This window comes from Streptomyces sp. NPDC101166, from assembly GCF_044768125.1.
Taxonomy (GTDB): domain Bacteria; phylum Actinomycetota; class Actinomycetes; order Streptomycetales; family Streptomycetaceae; genus Streptomyces.
Genome location: NZ_JBIWPF010000007.1, coordinates 80,352 through 96,183 on the forward strand (window position 1 = coordinate 80,352; position 15,832 = coordinate 96,183).

Annotated in this window: 15 protein-coding genes; 10 read left to right on the forward strand and 5 right to left on the reverse strand. The window is 72.5% G+C overall.

What is annotated here, in order from left to right; all coding sequences use genetic code 11:
* Nucleotides 1-12: 12 nt before the first annotated feature.
* On the forward strand, nt 13-1,266 hold the full coding sequence (locus ACIRS4_RS14760) for an MFS transporter (RefSeq protein ID WP_404194923.1): 1,254 nt from the start codon (nt 13-15) through the stop codon (nt 1,264-1,266).
* A 182-nt stretch (nt 1,267-1,448) separates the two neighbouring features.
* Here ACIRS4_RS14760 and ACIRS4_RS14765 read toward each other — a convergent pair whose 3' ends face one another.
* From ACIRS4_RS14765 to ACIRS4_RS14775, 3 genes are all read right to left on the reverse strand, one after another.
* Nucleotides 1,449-2,276: a triphosphoribosyl-dephospho-CoA synthase gene (locus ACIRS4_RS14765; RefSeq protein WP_404194925.1), complete on the reverse strand. Its 828-nt coding sequence runs from the start codon at nt 2,274-2,276 to the stop codon at nt 1,449-1,451.
* A gap of 10 nt (nt 2,277-2,286) precedes the next feature.
* Nucleotides 2,287-3,273: an intradiol ring-cleavage dioxygenase gene (locus ACIRS4_RS14770; protein WP_404194927.1), complete on the reverse strand. Its 987-nt coding sequence runs from the start codon at nt 3,271-3,273 to the stop codon at nt 2,287-2,289.
* A gap of 92 nt (nt 3,274-3,365) precedes the next feature.
* Nucleotides 3,366-3,869, reverse strand: a complete 504-nt coding sequence (locus tag ACIRS4_RS14775) for an ATP-binding protein (protein WP_404194929.1) — start codon at nt 3,867-3,869, stop codon at nt 3,366-3,368.
* A gap of 243 nt (nt 3,870-4,112) precedes the next feature.
* Between ACIRS4_RS14775 and ACIRS4_RS14780 the strand changes: the two genes are divergently transcribed.
* The 9 genes from ACIRS4_RS14780 (at nt 4,113) to ACIRS4_RS14820 (ending at nt 14,259) form a co-directional block, all read left to right on the forward strand.
* Nucleotides 4,113-4,979, forward strand: a complete 867-nt coding sequence (locus ACIRS4_RS14780; protein ID WP_404194932.1) for a hypothetical protein — start codon at nt 4,113-4,115, stop codon at nt 4,977-4,979.
* A gap of 130 nt (nt 4,980-5,109) precedes the next feature.
* Nucleotides 5,110-5,850 (forward strand): YcnI family protein, encoded by a 741-nt coding sequence (locus ACIRS4_RS14785; protein ID WP_404194935.1) that lies wholly within the window; start codon nt 5,110-5,112, stop codon nt 5,848-5,850.
* Between the two features lie 79 nt (nt 5,851-5,929).
* A complete protein-coding gene (locus ACIRS4_RS14790; protein WP_404194938.1) occupies nt 5,930-6,580 on the forward strand; it encodes an SCO family protein in 651 nt (216 codons plus the stop codon).
* Nucleotides 6,577-7,041, forward strand: a complete 465-nt coding sequence (locus ACIRS4_RS14795; protein WP_404194941.1) for a copper chaperone PCu(A)C — start codon at nt 6,577-6,579, stop codon at nt 7,039-7,041. Before ACIRS4_RS14790 ends, ACIRS4_RS14795 begins: the two co-directional genes overlap by 4 nt.
* A 43-nt stretch (nt 7,042-7,084) precedes the next feature.
* Nucleotides 7,085-9,313 (forward strand): copper resistance protein CopC, encoded by a 2,229-nt coding sequence (locus tag ACIRS4_RS14800; RefSeq protein ID WP_404194944.1) that lies wholly within the window; start codon nt 7,085-7,087, stop codon nt 9,311-9,313.
* Between the two features lie 8 nt (nt 9,314-9,321).
* Nucleotides 9,322-10,611 carry an iron uptake transporter deferrochelatase/peroxidase subunit gene (gene efeB, locus ACIRS4_RS14805; RefSeq protein WP_404194947.1) on the forward strand — a complete coding sequence of 430 codons (1,290 nt, stop codon included), beginning with the start codon at nt 9,322-9,324 and terminating at the stop codon, nt 10,609-10,611.
* A gap of 112 nt (nt 10,612-10,723) precedes the next feature.
* A complete protein-coding gene (gene pheA / locus ACIRS4_RS14810; RefSeq protein ID WP_404194949.1) occupies nt 10,724-11,656 on the forward strand; it encodes a prephenate dehydratase in 933 nt (310 codons plus the stop codon).
* Between the two features lie 525 nt (nt 11,657-12,181).
* Entirely contained in the window at nt 12,182-13,459 is a 1,278-nt protein-coding gene (serS, locus tag ACIRS4_RS14815; RefSeq protein WP_404194952.1) for a serine--tRNA ligase, read from the forward strand.
* A complete protein-coding gene (locus tag ACIRS4_RS14820) occupies nt 13,456-14,259 on the forward strand; it encodes an HAD family hydrolase (RefSeq protein WP_404194954.1) in 804 nt (267 codons plus the stop codon). Before serS ends, ACIRS4_RS14820 begins: the two co-directional genes overlap by 4 nt.
* 370 nt (nt 14,260-14,629) lie before the next feature.
* On the opposite strand, the gene ACIRS4_RS14825 is transcribed toward ACIRS4_RS14820, so the two are convergent.
* Both ACIRS4_RS14825 and ACIRS4_RS14830 read right to left on the reverse strand, forming a co-directional pair.
* Complete coding sequence (locus ACIRS4_RS14825) at nt 14,630-14,911, reverse strand: hypothetical protein (RefSeq protein WP_404194956.1); 282 nt, start codon at nt 14,909-14,911, stop codon at nt 14,630-14,632.
* A 192-nt stretch (nt 14,912-15,103) separates the two neighbouring features.
* Nucleotides 15,104-15,823 (reverse strand): ABC transporter permease subunit, encoded by a 720-nt coding sequence (locus tag ACIRS4_RS14830; protein ID WP_404194959.1) that lies wholly within the window; start codon nt 15,821-15,823, stop codon nt 15,104-15,106.
* Nucleotides 15,824-15,832: the final 9 nt, after the last annotated feature.

The window sequence follows — 15,832 nt, forward strand, 5'->3', positions numbered from 1 at the left end:
AGCGTCGTCGGCATGAAGACCCCTCGCCCGCAACGCCTTCTCGCCTTCGCCCAGTTGAGCAATTCGGTCGGGGACGGCGCCTACTACACGACGTCGGCCCTCTACTTCACGCAGATCGCCGGACTCTCTCCCGCCCGGGTGGGGCTCGGGCTGACCGTCGGGTGGGCTGTCGGCTCGCTGGCCGGCGTGCCGCTCGGACGGCTCGCCGACCGGCGGGGGCCGCGCGGTACGGCGGTGCTGCTGGCGCTGGCGACCGCGCTGGCGGTGGCGTCCTTCACGCTGGTGCGGGACTTCCTGCCGTTCGTGCTGGTGGCGTGCGGGTACGCGGCGGCGCAGTCCGGGCTGGCGGCGGCGCGTCAGGCGCTGCTGGCCGGGCTGGTGCCCGCCGGGGAGCGGACCGGGCTGCTGGCGCGGTTGCAGGCGACACTCAACGCCGGTCTGGCGGTCGGGGCCGGTCTCGGTGGGCTCGCCCTGCACGCCGGGAGCAGATCGGCGTACGTCGCGGTGTTCGCGGTGGACGCGGTGAGCTTCCTGGTGTGCGCACTGCTGCTGCTCGGGCTGCCCAGAGTGCCGTCCTCGGCGGTGCCTGCGGTGTCTGCGGCTGAGGGGCGTGGGCGGCTGGGCGGTGTGCTGCGGGACCGGCCGTACGCGGTGGTCGCCCTCCTCAACACCGTGCTGCTGCTGCGGCTTCCGCTGCTCAGTCTCGTGCTGCCGCTGTGGATCACGTCGCGGACCGGGGCGCCGGCGTGGCTGGTCTCCGCGCTGTTCGTGCTCAACACCGCCGTGGTGACGCTCTTCCAGGTGCGGGCGGCGCGCGGGGTGACCGGCCTGGACAGCGCCACACGCGTGTTGCGCCGCTCGGGGTGGGTGATGTGCGCGGCCTGCGCGGTGTTCGCCCTGTCCGCGGGGGCCTCGCCGTGGGTCGCGGCGGGCGTGCTGGTGCTGGGGTCGTTGCTGCAGGTCGTGGCGGAGATGGGGCAGTCGGCGGGTTCCTGGCAGCTCTCCTTCGACCTGGCCCCCGCCGACCGCGTCGGCGAGTACCAGGGCCTCTTCGGCACCGGAGTCACCGTGGCCCGTACCCTGGGCCCCCTCCTCCTGACCTGGCTCCTGGTCGAATGGGGCGCCCCGGGCTGGCTCCTCCTGGGCACGGCCATACTCGCGGCGTCCTACGCCATGGTCCCGGCGTCCCACCACGCGGCGAAGCGGGGCGAGGTGACGCGCACGCGGAGTCTGACGCCGATGAGCACGGCGACGCCCCGCTGCTGAACTTCCCGACAGCGGCGGGGGATCGCTACCGCCGGGACCTCCGTAGTTGCGGGCGCTGGGGGCGATGCCGGGGGTCACAACGGAGCGTTTCACGTGAAACAACACAAGAAGCCCCTCCGCCGCTGCTCGGTCCCCGCTGGCGCGCTCGCGGCGTCCGCACACCCGCCAGCGCCGGGCTCCGTTCACACCCCCCGCGCACCGGCCGGCAGCGCGTCCACGAACAGCGCCCCCGCCAGCAGCCCCGCGCTCCCCCGCGGACTCCACCCCCGCGCCGCCAGATCCGCGTCGAGCACCGCCAACGCCTCCCACCCCTGCCCCGAACCCGCACCGCCCGCCTCCAGCACGCCCCGGGCGCCCGCCTGCACATGCCGCAGCCCCGCCGGCCCGGCGACATGCAGCAGCTCCGTGTCCTGAAGCGTGGACATCACCGTCAGCAGGGCGTTCAGGCGGGCCCGCGTCTCCGTGGCCCCGGCCGACCGAGCCGACCCGAGCGCGCCCAACGCCCGCCGCACATGCGGAAACCCTGCCCGCGCCTCCCCCCGCGCCCCCGCCGCCCCGTACTTCGCCGACACCGTCGAACCCCGCGACGGCCGGCGCGGAGCGCCCCGGTCGGGGTGGGCGGCGATCCGCTTCGCGATCGCGGCGACCTCGTCCCCCCGCGCGCGTGGGTCGAGGGCGGCCGCCGCGACCAGCAGGCCGAGCGTCCACAGCGCGCCCCGGTGGCCGCCGCCGGTCAGCCCCACCGCGTGCTCGGCGCACCGCCCGATCGCGCCCAGCTCGGCACGCAGCGCGGGCGAGGGCTCGCCGGTGCGGCGGGCGGCGGCGGCCATCGCCGTGAGGCCTGGAGCGAGCGCCTTGGCCGACCAGCGCAGCCCGCGGTGGTCCCGCCGGGTCGCGCGGGCGGCGAGGTCGCGCGGGTCGGGCAGCCCGGGCTTGGGGGCCAGGGCCAGCTGTCCGATCAGCGCGGCCACCGCGGCCTGCGCGAGCGTCTCGTCCTCACGGCTGGTCATCGGCGGCGCCTCAGGAGGACGCCGAGGCCGAGGGAGCGCCGCTGGGCGGCGTACCGATGGGCGCCCCGCTCGGGGGTGCGCCGGTCGGTGTCCCGCTCGGAGGCGTACCCCCGGCGCCACCGCCGCCGCCCGCGCCGGTGTTCTCCGCGTCCGGGTCGACCCCGAGCGTGAGGAAACCCTTGTAACCGCGCGACGGATCGGCCTTCTTGACCGGTTCCAGGGTGAGCAGGCCGCTGGAGGCGCCGCCGCCGTCGTAGACCATGTCGTCGGCGAGCCGGGTGTAGCTGCCGGAGTGCTTGGAGTACGGCTCCAGCGTGAAGACCTGCTCGGCGATGTCGTCGGCGAAGAACAGCTGGCCTGTGTGGTTGACCTTGCCGCCTTCGTAGGTGCCGTCCTCCTTCTGGCCGCCGGTGTGAACCTTGAGGTGGATGTGACAGGTGCGCGGCGTGTACCAGCCAGGGAAGATCGTCTCGAACTTGACGACCCCGTTGGCGTTGGCGATCTGGTAACCGCGCAGGTAGGTGCTGTCGTTCGCGGTGGAGCCGTCCTCGCTCTCGGCGGGCGCCGAGCCGCCGGGGTTGGCGGTGGTGTAGCCGGAGTAGTAGCCCCAGGCGTCGCAGTGCCAGATCTCCACGGCGGCCCCGGCGACCGGCGTGCAGCCGTCGGTGGCGTCGACGACGGTGAGGCGCAGGGTGAGCGGGACACCGCTCTTGCCCTCGGTGATGTCCTTGCGCACCAGCGCGCCGTCGAGGTAGTACGGCCCTTGCGTGACGCTCGACATCAACGTCATGCAACTGCCGCTGCTGGAACTCGCCGAAGTCGCCGCCGAGTTCGAGGTCGAAGCCGCTGCGGAGGTCGAGGTCGACGCCGACCCGGTCGTGTCGGCGAAGGCCGTCCGGTAGCCGGCGACCGCGAGCCCGCCGGCCGCGACCGTGCCGCCGGTCACGGTGAGGGCGCGGCGCCGGGTGAGCGTTGTGTCCTTGTGGTTTCCCGTCATGAACACGCAACGTAGAAACACTGTCCGTCAGGGGCATGGGCCGCCGCTGTGGGACGCCTGTGAGTGCTGTCTCGGATCTGCCCGCGCACCCCTCAGACCGCCATCAGCGGCGCGTCCTTCCGCCACTTGAGGATCTTGTCGAAGCTCACCACGGCCCCGGCCCGGCCCGGCTTGTTGCCGATGTGGACGTGGTCGGCGAGCTCCCGGATCAGGAAGAGGCCGCGGCCGTGCTCGGCGTCGGCGCTCACCGGCACGGGGTTCGGAGCGGGCGCCGGCGCCGGGACGGGAGTGGGGACCGCGGCGAGGGGAGAGGCGGGACGTTCGGGCGTGAAGCCCGGACCGGAGTCGGCGACCTCGATGCGGCACTTCTCGCCGTCGAGATAGGCGGTCACGCTGTACGCCTGCGAACAGCCGTCCGGAGCGGTGTCCCCGCCGTGCTCGACCGCGTTGGCGCAGGCCTCGCTCAGCGCGACGGAGAGGTCGTAGGAGATGTCGGGATCGACGCCCGCCGTCTCCATGGTGCCGAGCAGCAGGCGCCGGGCGAGCGGCACGCTCGCGGCCTCGCGCCGCAGATGGAGTGACCACCAGATGCTCATGCTCCAGCCTCCAGGCCGCGGCTCGACATACCCCTACGTATTGCCGCCATGGGCGGTGAGTAAGCGCGGATTCCGAGTGATGCCGCCCATACGGTGGATGCGCGGGCCACCGGATTCGGTGTATGTGGGAACCCGGGGAAACAGGGGGCGGCTGTCACACCAGAGGGTGATCTTCCGCGTGCCCCGGAACCTTGTGGACCTGCCGTGTGGCCGCGGTGAGGCCAGTGCGATGATGAGCCCGCCATGTTCCACCGCCACCTGCGCACGACGCGCCCCGGAGACGATCTCCGGCTGCTGCGGGCCGCGATGTTCGCCGCGGTCTGCGTCGTGCTGGCCGCGGCCGGTCACACCATGGCCTCCTGCGCGACGGTCCCGCTGTGGACGCTGGGCGCCGGGTTCCTGGGGGCCCTCCTCGTCGTGGCGCCGTTCGCCGGGCGCGAGCGCTCGCTGCCGGGCATCGCCGCGCTGCTCGCCGTCGGACAGACCGTGCTGCACTCGCTGTTCGGACTGGGCCAGCACGCGACGACGGCCGCCGCGTCCACGCCGAAGGCCCTCTCCGACGCCGCGCTGGTCGAACAGGCCGCCCGCCTGGTGTGCGGGAGCACCGCGGCGGCGATCACGCCCTCGCAGGCGCTGAGGATCCTCACCGAGGCGCGGGTCCGCCCGGCCGGCGGCGTCGACGCCGACAGCGGCGGCACGGTCATGAGCGGCGGCGGCAGCGGTGGCATGAGCTCCGCGCATCACGCCGCGGACGCCCTGTCCACCGCCGGTTCGACGACGTCGCTGCTGCCGTCCCTGCCGATGCTGCTCGCGCACGTTCTCGCGGCCCTCGCCGCGGGCTGGATGCTGCGGCGGGGCGACACCGCCCTGCTGCGCCTGATGGAACTGTCGGCGCAGGGCGTCGCCGAGGGAGCTCTCATACGGTCCCTGCGCGGGGCGTTCGCCCTGGCGCGCGCCCTGTACGCGGGGCTGGCCGCCGCGCCGGAAGAAGGCCCGCGCACCCCGCGCCCCGCCGCGTCCACGCTTCCCAAGCCGCCGGCCGACGCACTCCAGCACACGGTGATCAGGCGCGGCCCGCCGGCCGCCGCCGCTCTCGTCCTCGCTGCCTGACACGACGCGACCAGCACTCCACCACACGGGGAGGCGGCCGCCGTTCGTCGCGGCACGCGTGCGTGCGCACCTTCTCGTGCTCACGTCCCACCACCGTCACCTCTCACTCAGAGTGGAGTGCTTCGCTGTCATGAAGGCTTCTCGTCTCGCCGCCGTCGCCGCCGGCTCGGCCGTCGTCGTGCTCGCCCTGTCGTCGCCCGCCTTCGCGCACGTCACCGTGCAGCCGGAGGGCACGGCCGCCAAGGGCGGCTACGCCGTCGTCAACTTCCGCGTCCCCAATGAGCGCGACAACGCCTCGACGGTCAAGCTGGAGGTCAACTTCCCGACCGACACCCCGCTCGCCTCGGTGCTGCCGCAGGACGTCCCGGGCTGGAAGATCGCCGTCACCAAGAGCAAGCTCGCCAAGCCGCTCGACATGCACGGCCGGCAGATCTCGGAGGTCGTCTCCAAGGTCACCTGGACCGCCGACGGCAAGGGCATCGAGCCCGGCCGCCTCCAGCAGTTCCCGGTCTCCATGGGCGCGCTGCCCGAGAAGGCCGACCAGGTCGTCTTCAAGGCGATCCAGACGTACTCCAACAAGGAAGTCGTGCGCTGGATCGAGGTCCAGGAGAAGGGCAAGGAGGAGCCCGACACCCCGGCCCCGGCGCTCACCCTGTCCGACGCCGCCGACGGCCACTCCCACGGCGCGTCCGCCGGTGACGACGCCGACGACGCCAAGCCGGCCGCCGCCGACACCGAGGCCTCCGACTCCTCGGGCGGCAGCGACACCACCGCCCGCGTCCTCGGCGTCGTGGGCATCGTCGTCGGCGCCGCCGGTGTGGCGTACGGCGTGCTCGCCGGCCGTCGCCGCGCCGACTCCTCCGCCTCCTGACGCCAGGCCGTCCGCGGCGTGTGCCGGGCCCGCGCGGCCCGGCACGCGCCGGACTCCACCACACCCAGGACTTCTCTCCATGCGCAAGACGAAGCTCGCCGCGGCCGCTCTGCTCGCCGCGGCCACCCTGACCCTCTCCGCCTGCGGAAGCGAGAACAACGACGCAGGCCCGGCCGCCGTCGTCTCCCAGGAAGGTCGCAAGCAGGCCGCGACCGTCCTCGACCAGCCCTTCACCAAGCCGAACCTGGTCCTGACCGACACCCAGGGCAAGAAGTACGACCTCCGCAAGGAGACCGCCGGGCGCCCGACGCTGGTGTACTTCGGCTACACCCACTGCCCCGACGTCTGCCCGCTGACGATGAGCAACATCGCCGTGGCGAAGAAGCAGCTGCCCAAGGCGGAACAGGACCGGCTGCGCGTCGTGTTCGTCACCACCGACCCCGAGCGGGACACCCCGGCCGCGCTCGGGGCCTGGCTCAAGGGCATCGACCCGCAGAGCGTCGGTCTCACCGGCGACTTCGCCACCATCCAGGCCGCCGCGCGCACCCTCGGCATCTCCATCGAGCCGCCGCACAAGGACAAGAACGGCAAGACGGTCTCGACGCACGGCACCCAGGTCATCGCCTTCTCCCCGAAGACGAACGGCGGATACCTCCTCTACGGCGAGGGCGTCACCGTCGACCAGTACGCCAAGGACCTGCCCAAGATCATCAAGGGACAGAACCCGTGAAACGGTTCGCCACCGCCACCGCCACCGCCGCCGTCACCGCTCTGACCGGCGCCCTGGTCCTCACAGGCTGCGCCTCCGGCGCGTCCGCCGCCGAACTGTCCGTGAGCGCCGCCTACATGCCGCAGCCGATCTCGGACGGCATGGCGGCCGGCTTCCTCACCATCACCAACGAGGGCGGCGCCAAGGACGAGCTGACCTCCGTCACCAGTGACGTCGCCGGCAGCGTCACCGTCCACGAGACGGTCGACGGCGCCATGCAGGAGGTCGACTCCCTCGACGTCCCCGCCCACGGGCGGGTGGTGCTCGCCAGCGGCGGGAACCACCTGATGTTCGAGAAGCTGAAGCGCAAGCCGAGGCAGGGCGAGAAGGTGAGCCTGAAACTGCACTTCGCCGAGTCCGGGACCGTCGAGGTCGCGATGCCGGTGGAATCCGCCACCTACACCCCGAAGACCGGGCACTGAAGGGCTCCGAGGGCCCCTGAGCGCCCCTGAGGGAAGGACCGCCTTGACCCACCAGACCACCGCTCCCCGAGTCCGGACGCTGGTGCTGCTGCTCCTGGCCGTCGCCGGCGCGCTCCTCGCCGCCGCCGGGCCGGCCTCCGCGCACGCCGCGCTGACCGGCAGCGACCCCGCGCAGGGGGCGGTGGTCGACAAGGCGCCCACCCAGGTGTCGCTCACCTTCTCCGAACAGGTCGCGATGAGCGGCACGTCGCTGCGCGTGCTCGACCCCAAGGGCACACGCGTCGACACCGGCGAGCCGTCCAACGTCAGCGGCACCACGTACGCCGTGCGGTTGCACCCAGGGCTGCCCGACGGCACGTACACGGTGACCTACCAGGTGGTGTCCGCCGACAGCCATCCCGTCGCCGGCGCCTACACCTTCTCCGTCGGAGCCCCCTCCGCGACCACCGTCCCGGCGTCCGCGCAGGAGGCCGGCGGCGGGGTCGTCGGCGGGCTGTACGGGTTCGGACGGTACGCGTCCTACGCCGGGTTCATCGTCATGGTCGGCGGCGCCGCGTTCGTGCTGGCCTGCTGGCCGGCCGGCACCGGGGTGCGCGCGCTGCAGCGGCTCGTCGTCTCCGGCTGGCTCGCGCTCACCTCGGCCACCCTGTTCCTGCTGCTCCTGCGCGGCTCCTACACCGGTTCCGGCGAGCTCGGCGACGTCTTCGACCTCGACCTGCTCGGGCAGGTCCTCCAGACCAAGACCGGCGCCGCCCTCGTCTCCCGGCTGCTGCTGCTCGCGGCGGCCGCGCTCTTCATCGCCGTGCTGTTCGGCGCGTACGACAAGCGCGAGGACGAGGAGAAGCGGGATCTGACCTTCGGGCTCGCGATCGGGGGGACGGTCGTGGCCGGCGGGCTCGCGGCGAGCTGGGCGATGGCCGAGCACGCCTCCACCGGGCTCCAGCCGGGCATCGCGATGCCGGTGGACATCGTCCACCTGCTGGCCGTCGCCGCCTGGCTGGGCGGACTGTGCGCACTGCTCACGGCGCTGTACCGGGCGGAGAACCCGGTGGAGCCGTCGGCTGTCCGCCGGTTCTCCAGGGTCGCCTTCGGCAGCGTGATCGCTCTGCTCGCGACCGGCGTCTACCAGTCGTGGCGCCAGCTCGGCTCCTGGTCGGCCTTCACCGAGACCCGCTACGGGCAGCTCCTGCTCGTCAAGATCGGCCTGGTGGCCCTGCTCGTCGGCATCGCCTGGATCTCCCGCCGCTGGACGGCCCGGCTGGCCGGACCGCCGACCTCGCGGCAGCAGGAGGCGCAGACGGCTGAGGAGACCGCGGGGACGGCGACGCTTGAGAAGCAGGCGGCGACGGCTGCGGGGCGGGCCGGAGCGACGACGGCCGAGCGCACCGACTCTCCCGGACGGGAGAGGCCGGCGGCGGAGGAACAGCCGGCCGACCTCACCGAGGCCGCCTCCCCCGAGGCTGTTGAGGAGGCGTCGAGCGAGGAGGCCGGGACGGCCGAGCGGGACGGGGCGCCCCAGGGGACCAAGGCGGCCGAGCCGGCGGGAGCCGCCACGCAGACGCCCGCCGCCGACGCCCCGGCACAGGCCGAGAACCCCGCCCCCGTGAGCACGGGTGCGGCAAAGGCGTCCCCGGGCGAGGCGGAGGCCGGTTCCGGTGCGGGTGGTGCCGGCACCGGCGATACCGGCACGACCGATTCCCGGCGGGCCGCCCAGCTCGCTCGGCAGCGGGCCGCCGTCGACGCCGCACGGCAGAAGCGGCTGCGGGACGCAGACCCGAACCGTTCCGGGCTGCGCCGCTCGGTGCTGGCCGAGGCGGGCGTCGCCGTGGTGCTGCTCGCCGTGACCACCGCGCTGACGTCCACCGAGCCCGGCCGTACCGAACTGGACGCGAAGGCCGCCACAGCCGCCGTCGCGTCGGCGGACACCGCGGGCGCCGTGACCCTCGACATGTCCTTCGACACCGGCGGCGTCAACGGCAAGGGCGTCGTCAGCGTCGACATCGACCCCGCGCGGACCGGCGCCAACGAGATGCACGTCTACGTCACCCGCCCCGACGGCCGCGCCTTCGACGTCCCCGAAGTGAAGGTCGCCTTCACCCTCGAAGCCAAGAGCATCGGGCCGCTCCCCGTCACCCCCGACCACATCACCACCGGCCACTGGTCGGCCGACGGAGTGCAGATTCCCGTGAGCGGCGAATGGCAGGTCGCCGTGACCGTCCGGACCTCCGACATCGACCAGGTGACCGTCTCCAAGAACGCGCAGATCGGCTGAACCCCACCATGCCCGAACAGACCAGCCCGGTGACCCCCGCCCCCGAGACCAAGGCGTCCGCCGAGAAGACGCCCTCCCCCGAGGGTCTGACCCGGCGCAGGCTGCTCGGCACCGCCGGCGCCACCGGGCTCGTGCTCGGTGCCGCGGGCGGCGCCGCCGGCTACGCCGCAGCGCCGGCGCAGGCGGCCCCGCTCTCCTCGATCGGGTCGGAGCAGGCACTGTTTCACGTGAAACACCAGCCCGGCATCACCCAGGGACTCCAGGCACGGGGCCATCTCGTCGCCTTCGACCTCACGGCGGGCGCGGGCCGCAAGGAGGCCGCCGCGCTGATGCGCCGCTGGTCGCAGACGGCGCAGCGGCTGATGGCGGGCGAAGCCGCACCGCACGACGACACCGACGTGGCCCGGGATGCCGGCCCGTCCTCGCTGACGATCACCTTCGGCTTCGGCCACAGCTTCTTCACCCGCACCGGTCTGGAGAAGCAGCGCCCTGTCTCCCTGGACCCCCTGCCCGCCTTCTCCTCCGACCAGCTCGACCCGTCCCGCAGCAACGGCGACCTGTGGGTGCAGATCGGCGCGAACGACGCCCTCGTCGCCTTCCACGCCCTGCGCGCGATCCAGAAGGACGCGGGCAGCGCGGCCCGTGTGCGCTGGCAGATGAACGGCTTCAACCGCACGCCGGGCGCGACCGCCCACCCCATGACGGCCCGCAACCTGATGGGCCAGCTGGACGGCACGCGCAATCCGAAGCCGGCCGAGGCCGACTTCGAGAAGCGGATCTTCGTGCCGGCCGAGGGATCGACCGACCCGGCCTGGATGGCCCACGGCTCCTACGCCGTCGTACGCCGGATCCGGATGCTCCTCGACGACTGGGAGAAGCTGTCGGTCCCGGCGCAGGAGCAGGTCATCGGGCGCCGCAAGTCCGACGGGGCGCCGCTGACCGGGGGCTCCGAGACGACCGGGATGGACCTGGAGAAGACCGACGCCAAGGGCGATCTGGTGGTCCCCCTCAACGCGCACGCGCGCATCACCCGGCCCGACCAGAACGGTGGGGCGGCGATGCTGCGCCGGCCGTTCTCGTACCACGACGGCATCGACCGGGACGGCACACCGGACGCGGGCCTGCTCTTCGTCTGCTGGCAGGCCGACCCGCTGCGCGGTTTCGTCACCGTGCAGCGCAAGCTGGACCGCGGGGACGCCCTGTCGAAGTACATCCGGCACGAGACCAGCGGGCTGTTCGCCGTGCCCGGCGGGGCGGCCGAGGGCGAGTACGTGGGGCAGCGGCTGCTGGACGCGTGAGGAGCCCCGCGAACCGCCGGGGCCGGTGAGGGGTTACGCGGGTTCACTCCCCTGAGGGGTCGGTGCTAGAGACAGGTCCACCCGAGCACACAAGGCCCATTAGGGTGAGGTCATGCCAGCGAGCTATGCCTATCTCGGCCCCGAGGGCACCTTCACGGAGGTCGCCCTGCGCACGCTTCCCGAAACGGCCACCCGGCAGTTGGTCCCCTACGTGTCCGTGCAGTCCGCGCTGGACGCGGTGCGCACCGGCGAGGCCGAGGCCGCGTTCGTGCCGATCGAGAACTCCGTCGAGGGCGGGATCACCACGACCCTCGACGAGCTCGTCGCGGGCACACCGCTGATGATCTACCGCGAGGTCCTGCTGTCGATCACCTTCGCGCTGCTGGTCCGTCCCGGCACGAAGCTCACGGACATCAAGACGGTCACCGCTCATCCGGCTGCCCAGCCGCAGGTGCGCAACTGGCTTAAGGCCCATCTCCCGGACGTCACTTGGGAGTCGGCCGCCTCCAACGCCGACGGCGCCCGTCTCGTCCAGGAGGGCCGCTACGACGCGGCCTTCGCGGGCGAGTTCGCGGCCGCCCGGTACGGCCTGGAGGCGCTGGAGACGGAGATCCACGACGCGGAGAACGCCCAGACGCGGTTCGTGCTGGTGGGCCGTCCGGCCCGGCCCGCCGCGCCGACCGGGGCGGACAAGACCTCCGTCGTGCTCTGGCAGCGCGACGACCATCCGGGAGGGCTGCGCGACCTGCTCGGGGAGTTCGCGACCCGTGGCATCAACCTCATGGTGCTGCAGTCCCGGCCGACGGGCGCCGGCATCGGCAACTACTGCTTCTGCATCGACGCCGCCGGCCACATCGCCGACCGGCGGATGGCCGAGGCGCTGATGGGGCTGAAGCGGATCTGCCGCGATGTGCGGTTCCTCGGCTCGTACCCGCGCGCGGACGCGGTGGCGGCGGACATTCCCGCGCCGCTGCCCGGGACCTCGGAGGGCGAGTTCGTCGCGGCGGCGGACTGGGTGGCACGCTGCCAGGACGGCCGGTTCTAGGTCCTTTCTGCATATCTTCGTTATCCACAGGCGTTATCCACAGGGCGGCATCTCGACCTGGGGACAAGTCGACATCGAAGGGTCGTCCGGTCGACAAATCGCCCTACAGGCCCCACACGCGGCCAGGGCGGCGCACGTCACCCTTAGTCCACCTGTTTCCTGTGAACAATCCTTTGGGGCTACCCATTTCCACTCGAAAGTGGGGGTGCAGTCGGCGCGGAACGGGAATTCCGCACCACTCGACCACCACTCGGAATGATCAATTCCAGTATCCACAGATCTTTCGCACACCCTGTGGATAACTTTCCCCCACCCCGGAATCCCTGTGGACAACGCCGGCCCAAGTCACCCCCTCCGCAAGGAAGTCGGGTCAACGCACCGTGCGCGGCCTGCCCCGTCCCAGGGAGTGAGACACTTTTCCTTGACTCGTTCCGCAATTGCCCCATAGTCGCCCGTAAGCCGCGAATCGCCACACGGGGAATAGTGAGTCGTGAGCGCTCACGCCGCACCGGTAGCCTGGACCGCGTGATTGACCTTCGCCTGCTCCGTGAGGACCCCGACCGTGTGCGCGCGTCCCAGCGCGCCCGTGGAGAGGACGTCGCGCTCGTCGACGCTCTCCTGTCCGCCGACGAGCGGCGCAGGTCGTCCGGCGTCCGCTTCGACGAGCTCCGCGCCGAGCAGAAGCAGCTCGGCAAGCTCATCCCCAAGGCCTCCGCCGAGGAGAAGGCCGAGCTGCTCAAGCGCGCCGAACAGCTCAAGGCCGACGTCAAGGCCGCCGACACCGAGCGTGACGCCGCCGACGCCGAGACCCAGGACCTGCTGCTGCGGCTCGGCAACCTCGTCCACCCCGACGTGCCCGTCGGCGGCGAGGAGGACTTCGTCACGCTGGAGACGCACGGCGAGATCCGCGACTTCACCGCCGAGGGCTTCGAGGCGAAGGACCACCTCGAGCTCGGCCAGATCCTCGGCGCGATCGACGTCGAGCGCGGCGCGAAGGTCTCCGGCTCCCGCTTCTACTTCCTCACGGGCGTGGGCGCCCTCCTGGAGCTCGCCCTGGTGAACGCGGCGATCGCGCAGGCGACGGCGGCCGGCTTCACGCCGATGCTGACGCCCGCCCTGGTGCGCCCGCAGTCCATGGCCGGCACCGGTTTCCTCGGCCAGGCGGCCCAGGACGTCTACCACCTCGACAAGGACGACCTCTACCTCGTCGGTACCTCCGAGGTCCCCCTCGCCGCGTACCACATGGACGAGATCATCGACGCCGAGCGGCTGCCGCTGCGCTACGCGGGCTTCTCCCCCTGCTTCCGGCGCGAGGCCGGCTCGCACGGCAAGGACACCCGGGGCATCTTCCGCGTGCACCAGTTCGACAAGGTCGAGATGTTCACGTACGTCACTCCCGAGGACTCGCAGGCCGAGCACCAGCGCCTGCTGGAGTGGGAGAAGCAGTGGCTGACCTCGCTGGAACTGCCGTTCCGCGTGATCGACGTCGCCTCCGCCGACCTGGGCTCCTCGGCCTCCCGCAAGTTCGACTGCGAGGCGTGGATCCCCACCCAGGGCAAGTACCGCGAGCTGACCTCGACCTCGGACTGCACCGAGTTCCAGTCCCGCCGCCTGTCGATCCGCTACCGCGAGGGCAAGCAGGTTCGCCCGCTGGCCACGCTCAACGGCACGCTGTGCGCCGTCCCGCGCACCATCGTGGCGATCCTGGAGAACCACCAGCAGGCCGACGGCTCCGTGCGCGTGCCCGAGGTGTTGCGGCCCTACCTCGGCGGGCGTGAGGTGCTGGAGCCGGTGTCCAAGTGAGCGAGGGCTTCCCCCATCGGCTCATCGCCACCGATCTCGACGGGACGCTCCTGCGCTCCGACGAGTCGATCTCGCGGCGCACCCGCGACGCTCTCGCCGCGGCCACCGCGGCGGGGGCGGCCCACATCGTCGTCACCGGCCGCGCGGTTCCCTGGACCCGGCACATCCTCGACGAACTCGGCTACGACGGTCTGGCCGTCTGCGGCCAGGGAGCCCAGGTCTACGACGCCGGCGCGCACCGCCTGCTGACCTCGGTGACTCTGGACCGGCAGCTCGCCGGGGTGGCGCTCGCCAAGATCGAGGCGGAGGTCGGTCCGCTGTACCTGGCGGCCAGCCGCGACGGACTCGACGGGGACGTGCTGGTCGGACCCGGTTACTCGGTCACCGGCAAGCTCCCCTCGACGCCGTTCACCGACGCGTCGGACCTCTGGTCGGCGCCGCTGAACAAGATCTACATCCAGCATCCCGAGCTCTCGGACGACGACCTCGCCGAGGCGGCCCGCCGCGCCGCCGGCGGCTTCGTCACCGTCGCCCTGGCCGGCGCGGGCATCGTGGAGCTGCTCCCCCTCGGCCTCTCCAAGGCCACGGGGCTCTCCCTCGCCGCCCGCCGCCTCGGCCTCAAGGCCGCCGACACGATCGCCTTCGGCGACATGCCCAACGACATCCCGATGTTCGCCTGGGCGTCCCGAGGCGTGGCCATGGCCAACGCCCACCCGGAACTGAAGGCGGTGGCGACCGAGGTGACGGCTTCGAACGAGGACGACGGCATCGCCCTGGTGCTGGAGAAGCTGCTTCCCTGAGGGGTCTGAGCAGCGCTCGCCCCGAGCCCCGGGACACCGCCGAGGATCAGGCCCGGGGTGGGGCGGCCTCACGCGGCAGTGGTGCCGCGTGCTCGAAGCGGCCGCCCCCGGGCAGCGCCCCTTGCGGGGCGGGCTCGGACGGAGCGTGTGACCGCTCCGGAGCCCTCCGCGGGCTGCCCTGCCGGGAGCCGGACGTCCTGCCGTGCATGGGCATCGTCCCGCTCCTCCCCGGTTCCTGACACCGGCCTCCGCCGGCGTTGCGGACATCACCACTGTGCCGGGCGGACGAGTGGGACGCCACCGAATAAAACGACCGTTCGACACGAGGTCGGGGACCCGCCGGAGGCGACTCCGCGGATCCTCCGAGTGCCTACCGGCGCCGCCATCTCCGTCGGCGCGCCTTACTGAAGAACCAGCCGGCCGGCGGCTCGTCGGACCGCCACGGCTGCGGCTCGGGCCGCTCGGCCCGCCAGCGGGCCGCGAGCATCCGGGCGCGGGCGGAGGGCTCGGACGTATCGGCGGCCCGTATGAACTCCTCGTCCAGCACCAGGCCGTCCCAAGCCGCGTCGAAGGGCCCGCCCCCGGCCGGCCCGTCGGCCGGTCCGTGCTCTCCCTGCTCCCGGCTGCCGTGCCCCGCCGTCTCGTCCGCCACAGCAGTCCTCCCCTCCGCCGGTGTCCTCTTCGCGCTCCTTGACGCCGCTCGGCGTCTCTAGGTGCCTCTCGGCATCTGCTGACGCCTGTTCGCGTCGTTCGCGTTTCTTCGCCCAGTGTGCCGGGGCGGAGGTGAAGCCCCCGTCAAAAAGGGGCCCCGCCCCTCGGCACGCGCGGACTGCGTCCCGCCGGCCTACTCCTCGCCGGCCAGCGTCAGCGCCCGCAGCTTCTGCCCCGCGAACCAGGTGGCCAGCACGGTCACCGCGGCCAGCAGGACGGTCGCCGTGGTCAGTCCGACGTCGGAGCTGATCAGATCACCGCCGGCCACCTTGTCGGCGACGGCCAGCGACCACTGCTGGACACTGAGCGTGCGCGCACCAGGCACCAGGGAGCCGAACAGGGCCTCCCACACGAGGGCGTAGACCAGCCCGAACACCACCGCGTGCCGCGACACCGTGCCGAGCAGCAGGAAGAGCGCGGCGTAGGCGATGGAGGAGACCAGCGCGGCCACCGTGTAGGCGACGGCGACCTGCTGGCCGTTGCCGTTGAGGATGAAGCCCGCGATCAGCGTCGGCAGCGCCGAGAACACCATCGTCACCGCGATCGCCACGATCAGCTTGGTGAAGATGATCGTCGACCGCTTCAGCGGCTTGGACAGCAGGTAGACGACGGAGCCGTCGTCGATCTCCGGGCCGATGGCGCCCGTGCCGGCGATGACGCCGATGATCGGCACCATGGTGGCGAGCCCGAGCCCGCCCAGCAGATCGGCCGCGGTCTGGTCGTCGGCGCCCGCGAGGGCGCGCACCAGCACCGAGATCACGATCAGCAGCAGCGGCAGCGAGCCGAGGATGAGGGCCCGGCGACGGCCGAGCAGGGCCCGGTAGGTGAGCCGGGCGACGGTGGGGTCGTACATCTTCGGCCT

Bases quoted from the DNA above. Each gene is read 5' to 3' on its own strand.
- ACIRS4_RS14760 (WP_404194923.1), top strand. From the start codon at position 13: ATGAAGACCCCTCGCCCGCAACGCCTTCTCGCCTTCGCCCAGTTGAGC.
- ACIRS4_RS14765 (WP_404194925.1), bottom strand. From the start codon at position 2,276: ATGACCAGCCGTGAGGACGAGACGCTCGCGCAGGCCGCGGTGGCCGCG.
- ACIRS4_RS14770 (WP_404194927.1), bottom strand. From the start codon at position 3,273: ATGACGGGAAACCACAAGGACACAACGCTCACCCGGCGCCGCGCCCTC.
- ACIRS4_RS14775 (WP_404194929.1), bottom strand. From the start codon at position 3,869: ATGAGCATCTGGTGGTCACTCCATCTGCGGCGCGAGGCCGCGAGCGTG.
- ACIRS4_RS14780 (WP_404194932.1), top strand. From the start codon at position 4,113: ATGTTCCACCGCCACCTGCGCACGACGCGCCCCGGAGACGATCTCCGG.
- ACIRS4_RS14785 (WP_404194935.1), top strand. From the start codon at position 5,110: ATGAAGGCTTCTCGTCTCGCCGCCGTCGCCGCCGGCTCGGCCGTCGTC.
- ACIRS4_RS14790 (WP_404194938.1), top strand. From the start codon at position 5,930: ATGCGCAAGACGAAGCTCGCCGCGGCCGCTCTGCTCGCCGCGGCCACC.
- efeB (WP_404194947.1), top strand. From the start codon at position 9,322: ATGCCCGAACAGACCAGCCCGGTGACCCCCGCCCCCGAGACCAAGGCG.
- pheA (WP_404194949.1), top strand. From the start codon at position 10,724: ATGCCAGCGAGCTATGCCTATCTCGGCCCCGAGGGCACCTTCACGGAG.
- ACIRS4_RS14830 (WP_404194959.1), bottom strand. From the start codon at position 15,823: ATGTACGACCCCACCGTCGCCCGGCTCACCTACCGGGCCCTGCTCGGC.